This window comes from Pseudomonas sp. AB6, from assembly GCF_034314105.1.
In the GTDB taxonomy this organism is placed as follows: domain Bacteria; phylum Pseudomonadota; class Gammaproteobacteria; order Pseudomonadales; family Pseudomonadaceae; genus Aquipseudomonas.
On the sequence record NZ_JAVIWJ010000001.1, the window covers coordinates 2,545,327 to 2,558,252 of the forward strand.

The 12,926-nt window shown below is 54.6% G+C and carries 16 protein-coding genes, 1 tRNA gene and 1 pseudogene; 4 read left to right on the plus strand and 14 right to left on the minus strand.

Features of this window, described 5'->3' with window-relative positions; all coding sequences use genetic code 11:
• Window positions 1-68: 68 nt before the first annotated feature.
• The 3 genes from RGW60_RS11925 to mntA all read right to left on the minus strand — a co-directional run bounded on the left by RGW60_RS11925 (window position 69) and on the right by mntA (window position 2,751).
• Entirely contained in the window at window positions 69-1,754 is a 1,686-nt protein-coding gene (locus RGW60_RS11925) for an NAD-dependent malic enzyme (protein ID WP_322204805.1), read from the minus strand.
• 177 nt (window positions 1,755-1,931) lie between these two features.
• Window positions 1,932-2,366 (minus strand): type VII toxin-antitoxin system HepT family RNase toxin, encoded by a 435-nt coding sequence (gene hepT, locus RGW60_RS11930; protein WP_322204806.1) that lies wholly within the window; start codon window positions 2,364-2,366, stop codon window positions 1,932-1,934.
• Window positions 2,356-2,751 carry a type VII toxin-antitoxin system MntA family adenylyltransferase antitoxin gene (gene mntA / locus RGW60_RS11935; RefSeq protein WP_322168164.1) on the minus strand — a complete coding sequence of 132 codons (396 nt, stop codon included), beginning with the start codon at window positions 2,749-2,751 and terminating at the stop codon, window positions 2,356-2,358. The genes hepT and mntA overlap by 11 nt, the downstream gene beginning before the upstream one ends.
• Window positions 2,752-2,885: 134 nt before the next feature.
• Between mntA and RGW60_RS11940 the strand changes: the two genes are divergently transcribed.
• Window positions 2,886-3,464: a DUF4337 domain-containing protein gene (locus RGW60_RS11940; protein ID WP_322204807.1), complete on the plus strand. Its 579-nt coding sequence runs from the start codon at window positions 2,886-2,888 to the stop codon at window positions 3,462-3,464.
• A 452-nt stretch (window positions 3,465-3,916) separates the two neighbouring features.
• Here RGW60_RS11940 and aac(6') read toward each other — a convergent pair whose 3' ends face one another.
• The 9 genes from aac(6') to dapA all read right to left on the minus strand — a co-directional run bounded on the left by aac(6') (window position 3,917) and on the right by dapA (window position 9,308).
• Window positions 3,917-4,360, minus strand: a complete 444-nt coding sequence (gene aac(6'), locus RGW60_RS11945; protein WP_322204808.1) for an aminoglycoside 6'-N-acetyltransferase — start codon at window positions 4,358-4,360, stop codon at window positions 3,917-3,919.
• 256 nt (window positions 4,361-4,616) lie between these two features.
• Window positions 4,617-5,003, minus strand: a complete 387-nt coding sequence (locus RGW60_RS11950) for a type II toxin-antitoxin system VapC family toxin (RefSeq protein ID WP_322204809.1) — start codon at window positions 5,001-5,003, stop codon at window positions 4,617-4,619.
• Window positions 5,000-5,245 (minus strand): type II toxin-antitoxin system prevent-host-death family antitoxin, encoded by a 246-nt coding sequence (locus RGW60_RS11955; protein WP_322204810.1) that lies wholly within the window; start codon window positions 5,243-5,245, stop codon window positions 5,000-5,002. Before RGW60_RS11955 ends, RGW60_RS11950 begins: the two co-directional genes overlap by 4 nt.
• 67 nt (window positions 5,246-5,312) lie before the next feature.
• Window positions 5,313-5,540 carry a tail protein X gene (locus RGW60_RS11960; protein WP_322206900.1) on the minus strand — a complete coding sequence of 76 codons (228 nt, stop codon included), beginning with the start codon at window positions 5,538-5,540 and terminating at the stop codon, window positions 5,313-5,315.
• 76 nt (window positions 5,541-5,616) lie between these two features.
• A tRNA-Ser gene (locus tag RGW60_RS11965) sits at window positions 5,617-5,706 on the minus strand.
• A 92-nt stretch (window positions 5,707-5,798) separates the two neighbouring features.
• Window positions 5,799-6,509 carry a phosphoribosylaminoimidazolesuccinocarboxamide synthase gene (gene purC / locus RGW60_RS11970; RefSeq protein WP_322204811.1) on the minus strand — a complete coding sequence of 237 codons (711 nt, stop codon included), beginning with the start codon at window positions 6,507-6,509 and terminating at the stop codon, window positions 5,799-5,801.
• A 28-nt stretch (window positions 6,510-6,537) separates the two neighbouring features.
• Window positions 6,538-7,296 (minus strand): MBL fold metallo-hydrolase, encoded by a 759-nt coding sequence (locus RGW60_RS11975; protein WP_322204812.1) that lies wholly within the window; start codon window positions 7,294-7,296, stop codon window positions 6,538-6,540.
• Window positions 7,297-8,412: an outer membrane protein assembly factor BamC gene (gene bamC / locus RGW60_RS11980; protein ID WP_322204813.1), complete on the minus strand. Its 1,116-nt coding sequence runs from the start codon at window positions 8,410-8,412 to the stop codon at window positions 7,297-7,299.
• Between the two features lie 17 nt (window positions 8,413-8,429).
• Window positions 8,430-9,308, minus strand: coding sequence for a 4-hydroxy-tetrahydrodipicolinate synthase (gene dapA / locus RGW60_RS11985; protein ID WP_322204814.1), 879 nt, complete (start codon window positions 9,306-9,308; stop codon window positions 8,430-8,432).
• Window positions 9,309-9,634: 326 nt separating this feature from the next.
• Here dapA and RGW60_RS11990 point away from each other — a divergent pair, with 326 nt between their 5' ends.
• Both RGW60_RS11990 and RGW60_RS11995 read left to right on the plus strand, forming a co-directional pair.
• The gene (locus tag RGW60_RS11990) at window positions 9,635-10,198 is read left to right on the plus strand and encodes a glycine cleavage system protein R (protein ID WP_322204815.1); all 564 of its coding nucleotides are present in this window, start codon (window positions 9,635-9,637) and stop codon (window positions 10,196-10,198) included.
• Between the two features lie 10 nt (window positions 10,199-10,208).
• The gene (locus RGW60_RS11995) at window positions 10,209-10,682 is read left to right on the plus strand and encodes a peroxiredoxin (protein WP_322204816.1); all 474 of its coding nucleotides are present in this window, start codon (window positions 10,209-10,211) and stop codon (window positions 10,680-10,682) included.
• A gap of 80 nt (window positions 10,683-10,762) precedes the next feature.
• Here the strand turns inward: RGW60_RS11995 and RGW60_RS12000 are convergent.
• A pseudogene (locus tag RGW60_RS12000) lies at window positions 10,763-10,889 on the minus strand (AI-2E family transporter); the annotation flags it as partial.
• Window positions 10,890-11,050: 161 nt separating this feature from the next.
• Window positions 11,051-11,302: a sulfurtransferase TusA family protein gene (locus RGW60_RS12005; RefSeq protein ID WP_322204817.1), complete on the minus strand. Its 252-nt coding sequence runs from the start codon at window positions 11,300-11,302 to the stop codon at window positions 11,051-11,053.
• Window positions 11,303-11,452: 150 nt separating this feature from the next.
• Here RGW60_RS12005 and RGW60_RS12010 point away from each other — a divergent pair, with 150 nt between their 5' ends.
• The gene (locus RGW60_RS12010; protein WP_322204818.1) at window positions 11,453-12,886 is read left to right on the plus strand and encodes a M48 family metalloprotease; all 1,434 of its coding nucleotides are present in this window, start codon (window positions 11,453-11,455) and stop codon (window positions 12,884-12,886) included.
• Window positions 12,887-12,926 lie beyond the last annotated feature (40 nt).

Sequence of the window (12,926 nt, forward strand, 5' to 3'; positions counted from 1 at the left end):
AAAGAAAGGCCGCTGCACGTTGCCGTGCGGCGGCCTTCTCAATCGAAGCCGGTCAGATCAGAAAATAATCAGGCCGAGCGACGACGATAGGTGCGGTAGTTCGGCATCCAGAAGTTACGCTCGATCGCTGCCAGCAACATCTCTTCCGAGGTTTCCAGCGCCAGGCCTTCAGCCTGAGCCTCTTTGGCGACGGCCAATGCGATTTTGCGGCTAACCGCTTGAATGTCCGTCAACGGCGGCAATACCGCGTCTCCCGAACCGGTGACCATCGGCGAGCACTCTGCCAATGCGTTAGATGCGGCCATCAGCATTTTATCGGTGATGCGCGATGCTTTGCTGGCGATCACGCCCAAACCGATGCCTGGGAAAATGTAGGAGTTGTTGCACTGCGCGATGTGAATCGTGCGGCCGTTGAACTCCACCGGTGCGAACGGACTGCCGGTAGCAACCAATGCATTGCCGTCGGTCCAGCGCAGGATTTCTTCCGGGGTGGCTTCGACTTTCGATGTCGGATTGGACATCGGCATGATCAATGGCTTGGCGCAATGCTTGTGCATTTCACGAACCACTTGTTCTGTGAACAGACCGCGCTGCCCCGAAACACCGATCATCACGGTGGCATTGGCGTGACTGACAACATCCAGCAAGGTCGGGAAGCCTTCAGCGCCCCAGCTCGTTACATCTGCGGTTTTCTGTGCCAGACGCGACTGGAAGTCCAACAGACCGTCCATCTTGTCTGTCAGCAAACCGTGGCGATCGACCATGAAGATGCGCTTACGTGCTTCGCTCTCGCTCAGCCCTTCGATCGTCATCGCCGCAATGATGTGTTCGGCAATACCACAACCTGCCGAACCTGCGCCAACGAACACCACCACTTGTTGACCCAGGGTTTCGTTCTTGGCTTTGCAGGCTGCGAGCAAGGTGCCGACGGCTACCGAAGCCGTGCCTTGAATGTCGTCGTTGAAACAGCACAGCTCGTCGCGGTACTTCTCAAGCAACGGCATGGCGTTGGGCTGGGCGAAGTCTTCGAACTGCAACAACACTTCAGGCCAGCGACGTTGTACGGCGTCGATGAACAACGCAACGAAATCGTAGTATTCCTGACCCGTTACACGCTTATTGCGCCAGCCCATGTACATCGGGTCGTCAAGCAATCCCTGATTATTGGTGCCGACATCTAGCACGATCGGCAAGGTGTAAGCGGGGCTGATACCGCCGCACGCGGTGTAAAGCGACAGTTTGCCTATGGGAATACCCATGCCGCCAATGCCTTGGTCACCCAGGCCAAGGATGCGCTCGCTGTCAGTGACCACGATAATCTTGATCTGATCTTTGGTCGCGCTGCGCAGAATGTCATCAATGCGGTCGCGTTCTGGATACGAGATGAACAACCCACGGTGGGTACGGTAAATCTTCGAGAATTCCTGACACGCCTGACCGACCGTCGGGGTGTAGATGATCGGCAGCATTTCATCGAGGTGCGAGTCGAGCAGGCGGAAGAACAACGTTTCATTGTTGTCCTGAATCGAACGCAGGTAGATGTGCTTATCCAGGTCGCTAGCGCATTGGTTGTATTGGCTAAAGACCCGTTCGACTTGTTCTTCGATGGTTTCCACGTTTTGTGGCAGCAGGCCGATGAGGTTGAACTCGACGCGCTCTTGCGGCGTGAAGGCGCTGCCCTTGTTCAGCAGGGGCATCTCCAACAGCGAAGGGCCAGCGTAGGAAATGTATAAAGGACGCGAGGATTTGGTCATTTTCAGTGTTCGCCTTTTTTCGTTTACTCTGAAATTTCTTGGTGAAACCGAGGCGGGCAGTCGGAACTTGGGGGCGCAGCTCGACAGTTCTCTATTCAACCCGACTCAGCGAGGATCGTAAGACGATATCGCGGGGGCTATCTTACTCGCGCTGGGGGTGTTGCGGCATATCAGTGATTAGACGGGCTTTTTTGCCGGATCCGCATCTTTGCGCAGAATGTAGGCGCTGAAGGCCAAAAAGTCGCCAAGGTGCTTCGTGATGATCGCGACGGTAATGGGCAACTGAAGGGTTTGGTATTCGTGCACGGCAATATTGCGGAAGCCGACCATATTTTTAAGCCCAGACACCAACACCGTGTCCACCCATCCGCTACGAGACAACAACTCAAACACATCGCGCGAACTTTGCGGAATACCCAGCCGTTCGCGACGCACCAAATGCTGGCCCATGTCCATCGCGGCTTCGCATGCGCGTTGAATATTCAGGATCGCGGCGTCCTGTCGAGTAAAGTCGGTCGCAAAGCTGGCGGGGTCTTTGTCGTACTCCTCCCGAGCTCGAGCGACGCAGCGCTCAATCGTTGCAGCCTTGTTGATCAGCACATTATCGGCCATAGATGCTTCCGTCCTTTTGAATATCCGCGAGCAATCCAGCCCGAGCGGTATCCAATTCAGTTTTTTCGCTCAATACAAAGCATTCGAAAAGCCCCACTTGCACGTCATCGCCCCAGACCCGTAAGCCGGTGGTAATCACTTGATATTGCATAATCGTCGACGCGGCTCGCATGTCTAGCAAATCGACCGGGATCCCGGCGATATCAGCCAGCTCTCCCGACATTTCCCATAACCGCATTGGGTCGAGCTTGCCAGCCAAAAGCACCGCCACATCCAAGTCGCTCTGCGCAGTGGCATGGTCGGTAACTTGGCTGCCAAAAATGTAAACCGCCAATAATCCGGGAATGTGCGCTTGCAAGTGCGCGACGAGTCTTTCGAAATTCATGACAATGCTCCCGACCCGCGCTGCAGTTCACGCATCATACAGTGTGCGAATAAGACCAAAGGCGATCAGCCTGCGATAGTTTTACACAGACTGGATTACACTCCGCGTCTCCACCCCTCCATAGATCACTCCCCATGTCTGAAAACTTCGAAGTCCCGAGCCCGCATGAGCACCATTTGGAACACGCGACCGAGCATGCTCAGGCGCGCGGGGATAACTTCGCCGGAAAAATCGCGGTAATGACAGCGATCATGGCAACGATAGGTGCCCTGCTCAGTTATCAGGCCGGGTCGACGGAAAGCGAAGCGGCAATGGACAAAAACAACGCCGCCATTAAGAAAACCGAAGCCTCCAATCAGTGGAATTACTACCAGGCCAAATCCAGCCGCCAAAACCTGTCGGAACTGGCGACGCACATCCCCGGCGTCGACGCGGCGCATTACACCGCTGAAGCTGAACGCTACAAAGCTGAAAAAGAAGTGGTCCGCAAGAAAGCCGAGAAACTTGAAGAAGAAGTGACGGCGTGGGATGAAAAATCAGAAATAGCGCTGCATCAGCACCACCGCTGGGCGCAGGCGATGACTGCGATTCAGATCGCCATCTCGCTGGCGGCGATCACGTTACTGACGCGTAAAGAGTGGCTGAAAAAGGTGGCGTATGGCGCGGCCGGGGTTGCCGTGGTGTTGGGGACGCTGGCGTATTTGCATATTTGATCAAATGAAACAGCGTGTTGAGACTGTGGGTCCGTTGGCGATGGCATATCTGAGATACCGATCTTTACCGTTCCCTGCTATCGCGTGTACTACACGCGCCGTGCCGAGGGCGGCTACCTAATACTCTGCGGTGGTGACAAGTCATCGCAGAGGCGCGACAGCGCACTGGGTGTGGAGCTTTTAACCGGTGTTGATATTGATAACGCGGATTACATCAGCTCCAAGGGAGACCTTCCTCAGAGCGCAGAGCCAACCTTACCCCCCGCACAACGCAAAAGCGAAAAACTCCGCAAACGTCAATCTGCGAAGCTTTCTGTTTAAGGCGCAGAGATCTATTTCGCGATCCCCTACACCGGCACAGGCTGCAGTAATGAAGAACAAACCGTCTGCTACGAAAACCCAACCCGGTATGCGACGGTATTGATGATGCGCCCCAATCTGCGCTGATTAAGTTAGGCACCCAAAGACTTCAAAAAATAAACCACTCGCTCGGTCTTTGCGAAGCCCAATGCTTCATGCATGGCATGGCTTCCCTGATTATCCAGCAGTGCATCCGAAGCCAGCTCGGTGCAGCCCATTTCTACGCCCCACTGTTGAACGCCCACCACGAGTTGCCGCGCTATGCCTTGGCCCCGGCTGGTGGGCCGGACGTAAAGACCTTCGAGAAAAGCCACAGGCGAGGAACGGGTACCGTTGACGTAATCCACTCGGATCGACGCCTCGGCAAACCCAACAGCATTGCCGTTCTCACTAACGAAGATCAGCACCAGATAGCGCTCTGGCGCGCTCAGTAGAATCTGTTTTTCATGGTCATTGTCCGGGGCAGAATCAGGCCATAGGGCAACACGCAGGGGAAGCCAACCGTTATGGTCGAGCAAAGTGCAGCGTTTGATCATTGAGGAGACACTCGAATGGCTGCGGAAGATTATTGATCATCCTCCGTCAGGCTCGGAAGGTCAGCTTGCTCTGCGGGGGCTAGTGTTACGGGTAATTACAGCCGAATCCATTTATGGCTGAGATTCGCTCTAAGAAGGTGGCGTAGTGCAACATGGCATCGAGGCACCAGTGTCGGATAAAAACCTATAACCGCTTGAATTATAAATATTTAAATTGTAAGAGCGCGCTTAGCGGGGTCTATTTTTAAATCGATTATCAAATTTGCTGCACGGGACCAGGGTACTGCGCTACCAAAGCATCGACGGTTAGTAATGTAATTCCCTCGACTGTGGCTTGAGCCACGAGTATGCGATCAAAAGGGTCCTTATGGATCGGCGGTAAACTGACGATGGCAACGGCGTGCTCACTGCCAACGGGTAGTTCACTGTAGCCGTTGTCTAGCAAACCACGTCGTAATACACGGGCATCCACCTTAAAGTCCGCACGTCCCAAACCTTGTTTGATGGCAATTTCCCAAAGACTGGCGGCGCTGAAGAAGAGTTCGTTTTCAGGTTCGCTGATCAAAGCGTTGGCGGCCGCTGACAAACGATGAGGTTCACCCGCAGCCCACAGCAGTAGGTGGGTGTCTAGCAGCAGCTTCATGCATCGCCACCGAACATGCGCTCAATGTCATCGTTACCCATCCGATCAAAATCATCGGGAACAGCTATCTGTCCCGTCATGAACCCCAAACGCTTTACCTGACTTGGCTCGGGGGACGTTAACGACATGACTTTGACCAATGGCTTACCGGCTTTTGCGATGATAAAAGGCTCACCCCGAACGGCCAGATCAATCAGGCGCGATAAGTGAGTTTTAGCTTCGTGGATATTGATAGTGAGCATGACCGGCCCCCAAGTAAACTAAGTTGCATTAGTTTAGTTTAAACTCTACCGACACTACACCCTCTTTCTAGATCAATCCGACAATCGCATCTCCCCCACCACCTGCATCTTTGTCGCGAAAGGTAATAAGCAACCCCGTACGCAACGGCTGCAGCTCATCAGCCAGCAACCGATTGGCGGCCAGCACAGCCTCAATCGTGCCGTTTAGATGGCCATAATGCTGGTAGCGCAGAGTGTCGAGCAGGCCCCCGTCAGACGTTCTGCCAGCTGTAGCTAGCTGTTTATGCCCTAAAATGCCCTAATCAGTACACCGGAAACGAAAAAACCCCTGAAATTTTTAACAATTTCAGGGGTTTATCTTGTATCAATAATGGCGGAGAGATAGGGATTCGAACCCTAGGTACTGTCGCCAGTACAACGGATTTCGAATCCGTCCCATTCGGCCACTCTGGCATCTCTCCAACGGCGCGCATGATAACAGTTCATCTGCCGAACGTAACCCCCTTCGGAGGAAATTTTCGCGTGCTATCAGGCGCTTGCGTAGCTTTTTGCGTTAAAGCGGGACGCCGAGGCGTTTGGCGACTTCTTCGTAGGCTTCGATGACACCACCGAGGCCTTGACGGAAGCGGTCTTTGTCCATTTTCTTGCGGGTTTCTTTGTCCCACAGACGGCAGCCGTCTGGGCTGAATTCGTCGCCGAGGACGATTTCGCCGTGGAAAGTGCCGAATTCAAGCTTGAAGTCGACCAGCAGCAGACCCGCGTCGTCGAACAATTTGGTCAGCACTTCGTTGACCTTGAGCGACAGCTCTTTCATGCGGACCAGGTTTTCTGCCGTGCCCCAACCGAACGCCACGACGTGGGATTCGTTGATGAACGGGTCGCCTTTGGCGTCGTCTTTGAGGAACAGTTCGAAGGTGTAAGGGTTGAGCTTGATGCCCTCCTCCACGCCCAGGCGCTTCACCAGGCTGCCCGCTGCGTAGTTACGCACGACGCACTCGACCGGGATCATCTCAAGTTTCTTGACCAGACATTCGGTGTCGCTCAGTAGCGCATCAAATTGGGTAGGAATACCCGCGTCTTCGAGCTTTTGCATGATGAAGGCGTTGAACTTGTTGTTCACCATGCCTTTGCGATCAAGCTGTTCGATGCGCTTGCCGTCGAACGCCGAGGTGTCGTCGCGAAACAACAAAATCAAGCGGTCAGCGTCATCGGTGGTGTAAACCGATTTGGCTTTGCCGCGGTAGAGTTCTTCACGTTTTTCCATGATGGGCTCCGCTTGCTAAGTAGTTGGGCTAGGCGATGTGTCGCCAGTCGAGCCCTGAATCTTGATCGGCCAATTGCAGCCAGTCCGGGTCGCACCCGAGGGTGTCGACAAAACATTGCCGGGCCAGCTGCGGCAGGTTGTTTTTGCTGCTGAGGTGGCCCAGCACTAAATGCTGTAACGACTGCCATCCCAACTCGCTCACCAGGTTGGCAGCCTGATGATTGTTCAAATGTCCCAGTTCGCCGCCTACCCGTTCTTTCAAGAAATACGGGTAGCGACCTCTGGCCAGCATGTCACGGCAATGATTTGCTTCGATCATCAATGCATCCAGTCCGTGATAACTCTGTAACACCGCAGGGCCGTAGGAACCAAGGTCAGTCAGCAACCCGAATCGGCGCCGGCCGTCGCTGAATACAAACTGCGTCGGCTCAAGGGCGTCGTGCGCGACGGACACCACATCGATGTTCAATGCGCCTACTTGCAACGATTGACCGCCTGACAGAAACCCTGTGGCCTCCACAGGTTTGCGCATCCCGCGTAACGTGCCGTTACTGAGGTAGACCGGTAGATTGTAGTGCCGCGACAGCAAACCCACGCCATGCACGTGATCGGCATGTTCGTGGGTCACCAGAATCGCGCTCAACTGATGCGGGCTAACACCTATACGCGCCAGACGCCGCTCGGTTTCCCGCAAGGAGAAACCACAATCCACCAGCACATACGTGTCGTGACTGGCGACCAACGTGCCGTTCCCTCGGCTACCACTGCCTAAAACAGCGAAACGCACTTAACCGAGGTTGTCTTGAATGATACCCAGCACGCGGCGCGCTACATCAGGAGGCGCTACGGTGTTGATATTTTTCTCAACCGTCACTTGCACGTTGTCACCCACTTTGCTCAAGCGGACTTGATAACGTTCGGCACGGGCTTCGATTTGTTCTTTATCCGGAGTGCTGCTGAACAGGCGGCTGAAGAATCCAGGCTCGTTGCCAGGCTTCTTCGCCTTCTCAGCCAGGTTAATGTAGTAAAGACCCAGGCTGCGATTGATATCTTCTACGCGCCAGTCGCCTTGATCCAAGGCACGACCGACGCTGGACCACGCACGGTCCAGGTCGTCAGCAACGTTTAGCACCGGGTTACCACTGCCATCAACGATTAACGCAACGCGCTTCGGGGTATCGAAGTCACGGGCGGCAAGCAGGGAAACCGAACCACCTTTTTCTGCGCTACGACTCATGCTGGCGAGCAAATCGTCAGTGAGCGCTGAGTCGAGGCCCAAGTTGGCGGTATTCGCTGGGAAGTCGCCGTCGGTTTTACTGCCCGCAGGCCGCGTAATGCTGACGACGTAGATTTCACTGGTGTTGCGCTGCACACCCGGTTCGATACGAACACGCACGCGAGTTTCGGTGTCGGCGCTCGCACCGCTGCCGGTCAGGCGCTTGGCCATTGCAGAAGAAAGCTCGTCGATACGCTGCCAGCTAGTGTTGAATTCGCCGGTTTGCGGCCGCTCGTCTCCGATACGGAAACCGTTGTCTTCAAAATACTGATGCGCAATCGGCCAGACTTCGGCAGGGGAGCGCTGAGCCAGGATCGAACGCGAATCACCCGTTTTCTGCAGACTGAAATCGCTGGCGGTCGCGGTCACTGCCAACTGCTGCGGACGAGGTACGATGTACTGACCCTTGGTCGTATTGTTGGCCACATTGCGTGGGATAGGCAGCAATGGGTCAAGCCGTTTTGCACCCGTTATGTCAGGTGGCAACTGCATAGGCGCTACTTGAGTCGCGTCCAGGTAATCACTGCCGCGATCACGGAAGTAGCCATCTGGACCCCAAATCCAGCCGCAACCACTGGTGCTGGAGATAATCAAGGCTAGTGCGGAAAATCCGGCCAATCGCTTCATTGCGTAATACTTCCTCATTAAAGCAATACACCGGACTGGCGCAGGGCCTGACGCAGCGGTTCATGACAGGGCTCGCTGAGCCAGGTGAGCGGCAGACGGATACCGTCCGGCATCATGCCCATCTCATGCAGCGCCCATTTCACGGGAATAGGATTGGATTCAATAAACAAGGTTTTATTAAGCGGCATCAGCTTTTCGTGAATCGCCCGAGCCGAGCTTGCATCGCCACGCATGGCGGCGGCGCACAAATCGGCCATAGCACGTGGCGCCACGTTTGCCGTAACCGAAATATTACCTTTACCACCCATCAACATGAGCTCAACAGCCGTTGCATCGTCACCGGAATACACCAAAAAGTCGCTGCTGACCCGCGCTAGTATGTCTTTGGCGCGTTGCAGGTCGCCGGTTGCTTCTTTGACACCGATGATATTCGGCACCGTCGACAGACGTACAACGGTGTCTGCCAACATGTCGCACGCCGTTCGGCCTGGCACGTTATACAAAATCTGCGCAATATCGACTGATTCAGCGATGAGCTTGAAGTGCTGATAAAGCCCTTCCTGGGTTGGTTTATTGTAATACGGTGTAACCAGCAGGCACGCATCTGCCCCCGCCGTTTTCGCGTTGCGCGTCAGCTCGATCGCTTCGCGAGTAGAGTTCGCGCCTGTTCCCGCGATGACGGGGATACGCCCTGCAACTTGGGCTACCACGCGGCGAATCACTTCTATGTGCTCGCTGACGTCGAGTGTGGCCGACTCACCAGTGGTGCCGACCGCAACAATCGCGTTGGTGCCCTCTTGCAGATGGAAGTCCACCAGTTTGCTAAGGCTGTCCCAGTCAAGACGACCATTTGCATCCATTGGTGTGACCAGTGCCACCATGCTGCCCGCAATCATGCGACCGCTCCTGCCGGAAAAAGAGAGCCGTAATGGTACTGGCGCTATCAGGCTTGCACAAGCGAAGTACCGTGCTGCGAGCATTCCCCTGAGCGATGCTTTTCGCTACCCTTTGCTCTTTGGTCAGTACGGGTCATCTGTGCAGCTCGTTCAAATGATCGATTTTACCGTTCAAACCCTTGTTCCAACGAGGTCGCGCGCTCTCTTGGCCTCGCCATGAAGGCAAGCGGCACCGGGGTTTGAGTTGCGGTCGAAACGAATTGGTTGTCGAATCAGCCGTGCAAGCCCAACGTATGTACTCACCGCTCATCGCCTAGGAATGCTGCATGTCGTCCACCCCCACAGTTCGCGAACAATTCCTTGTAATCAGTGCCCTTGGCGCCAACCCAATGGAGCTGACCAACGTGCTGTGCCGCGCCAGTCATGAAAACCGCTGTTCAGTGGTGAGTTCACGTCTGACTCGTCATGGTGAATACAGCGCGCTGATTCTTCAGATTTCTGGCAGCTGGGATGCCCTTGCTCGTCTGGAAACCGGCTTGCCCAGCCTGTCTAAGAAACACGCGTTCACCGTCAGTGTCGTGCGTAGCGCCAGTCTCGAAAGCCGCCCTGAGGCTCTGCCTTATGTGGCTTACGTCAGCTCGGCTTATCGTCCGGACATCATCAACGAGCTTTGTCAGTTCTTCATTGATCATAACGTCGAGCTGGAAAACCTCATTTGCGACACTTACCAGGCGCCGCAAACAGGCGGCACGATGCTTAATGCGACCTTTACCGTCACATTGCCTGCCGGTATTCAGATCAGCTGGCTGCGTGATCAGTTCTTGGATTTCGCTGACGCACTGAACCTTGATGCGTTGATCGAACCTTGGCGTCCACAGGCTCCCATGTAAGGAAACATTAATGGCCGTTGCTTTGAACCAACCTGTTGCCGACTTTGAGGCGCAGGCCACCAATGGGCAGACGATTAGTCTGACCGGGCTTAAGGGCCGGCAGGTGGTAATTTATTTTTACCCAAAAGACAGCACGCCGGGCTGTACGACCCAGGGTCAAGGTTTTCGGGATCAACACGCTGCGTTCGAGGCGGCCAATACCGTGGTGTTCGGCGTTTCGCGCGACAGCTTGAAGTCCCATGAAAATTTCAAGGCCAAACAGTCGTTTTCGTTTGAGCTAATTTCAGACAAAGACGAAGCGCTGTGCCAGCTATTCGATGTGATCAAACTGAAAAAGCTCTATGGCAAAGAATATCTGGGCATAGATCGCAGTACATTTTTGATCGACAAAGGAGGCGTACTACGCCAGGAATGGCGCGGCGTAAAGGTACCCGGCCATGTGGCTGCGGTACTGGAACAAGCGCAGGGGTTAAACAACAGTTAATTGTTGTCCAGGGATTCGCTGCCGGCACACATTGAAGTAGCTTGCAGCGAAAGCACCTTACATCCCTTATGTCAGAAACCCTATAAAAGCGGTGATACTGTTGGCTCATTTCGAGGCCCAGCGTCGAGCACGGCTTTGAACAGGGTGCCCAAAGGAATTGCGAAAAACACGCCCCCAGAAACCCCACAACCCGCCAAACGACATGACGTTGACCAACAGCGGCAGGCTGGACAGCGAAAACGTCAGCGCCATTGACCAAATTTGCCGGTTTCTCCGCGAGCTACCTCAAGCACCTTGAACATCAAAAATCCTTCAGGCAGTCATCGTCAGTAACGTTCATTCAGAGGGGAAGATTCAAGCCGGCGGCATCAGGCTTTCCGTAACCAGTAAAAATAAACACCCGCCTCAGACTCTTCATGTAACAAGATGTGGCCGGACAGTTTGGCAAAAGTCCGGAAATCGCGTTGTGAACCTGCATCCGTAGCGATCACTTTTAGCACCGAGCCACTGGCCAAACGGTTGAGTTCAAGCTTGGCTTTAAGTAACGGCAGCGGACAATTCAGGCCACTGGCGTCTACTTCGGCATCGCAGGCATCGGGGCGCTCTACAGCGTCAGACATCAGTTCTCTCCAAACAGGCACATCGAAGGCATTGCAACCACCCTAGTGACGCGGCGGATGCCTCAATCAAACCACAAGAATACCTGACTCTGGTCAGCAAGCCACTGAGCCAGCTACAGTAAGGGCTCTTTAACGCCTAGAGCCTTGTGCATGAAATTTTTGCGCCCTACCTTGTTGACGCTCGCTTGCCTGCTCACTTCTCCGAGTTTTGCTGACGATTTGCCATCACTGGGCGATGCCAGCTCTGCCATCGTCTCCCCGCAACAAGAATATCAATTGGGCCGCGCTTGGCTCGGCATGCTTCGCGGCCAGGTATCGCAACTGTCCGACCCGCAGCTCAAGGATTTCGTGGAGACCACGGTGTATCGCATTGCCGAGACCAGTCAGGTGCATAATCCTCGGCTGGAATTCATCCTGATCAACAGTCGCCAGTTGAACGCATTCGCCGCGCCAGGCGGAATTGTCGGAGTCAACGGAGGCCTGTTTCTTTACGCTCAAGACGAAGCCGAATATGCAGCGGTGTTGGCGCATGAACTCGCTCACTTGTCGCAACGCCATTTCGCACGAGGCATTGAGGCGCAGCAACACATGCAGATACCGGTCTTGGCAGCCATGTTAGCGGGTATTGTCATGGCCGCAGCGGGTGCCGGTGACGCAGGTATAGCAACAATTGCGGGAACTCAGGCCGCTGCCATCCAGGAGCAAACGCGTTTCTCGCGGGCAAACGAACAGGAGGCGGACCGTATCGGCATCATCAACCTTCAAAAAGCCGGTTATGACCCTCGAGCGATGCCCAATATGTTTGAGCGGCTGATGCGCCAATACCGATTCGACGCCAAGCCACCCGAATTCTTACTGGATCACCCGATCACCGAGTCTCGGATCGCCGACACCCGTAACCGCGCAGAGCAGGAAAAGGTCGGCGGCAAAGAAGATAGCCTGCAGTACCAATTGATGCGCGCACGTGTTGCCCTGTACTACGAAGAGTCGGCGGGCCTGGCTGCAAAACGTTTTCGCGCGTTGTTGGGTGAAAATCCAAAATCCGAATACGCACGCTATGGGTTGGCGATCGCTCAAATCAAGGGCTCACAACTCAATGATGCCCGCGAAACTCTCAAGCCACTGTTAGCCAAAGATCCAAACAACATTACTTACAACCTTGCGCAGGTAGAAATTGATGTCGCCAATAACAAGACGGTCGACGCCCAGCAACGGCTAGACCGCATGAACGTGCAATTTCCGGACAACTACCCACTGAACCAGGCCCGCGTCGACCTGTTGATCAAACAAAACAAGCCTGCGCAAGCGGAAAAAGTGTTGGATCAATTGCTGAAAAATCGGCCATCCGATCCGGATATCTGGAGCTTGGTCGCAGACGTGCGGGGCCTGTCTGGCAACATGATTGGGTCTAATCAGGCGCGGGCCGAATACTTTGCCCTGACCGGTGATTACACAAAGGCTCAACAGCAGCTCGAAATCGCCAAGCGTCGCGCCAATAACAACTTCCAGCTGGCATCGCGCATTGATGCCCGGCAGAAAGAATTTGCCGAGCAAGAGCGATTGCTGAAAGAAATGATGAACTAGCTTATAGGGAACGATTCATTCGAGATTAGCGGCAACGCGG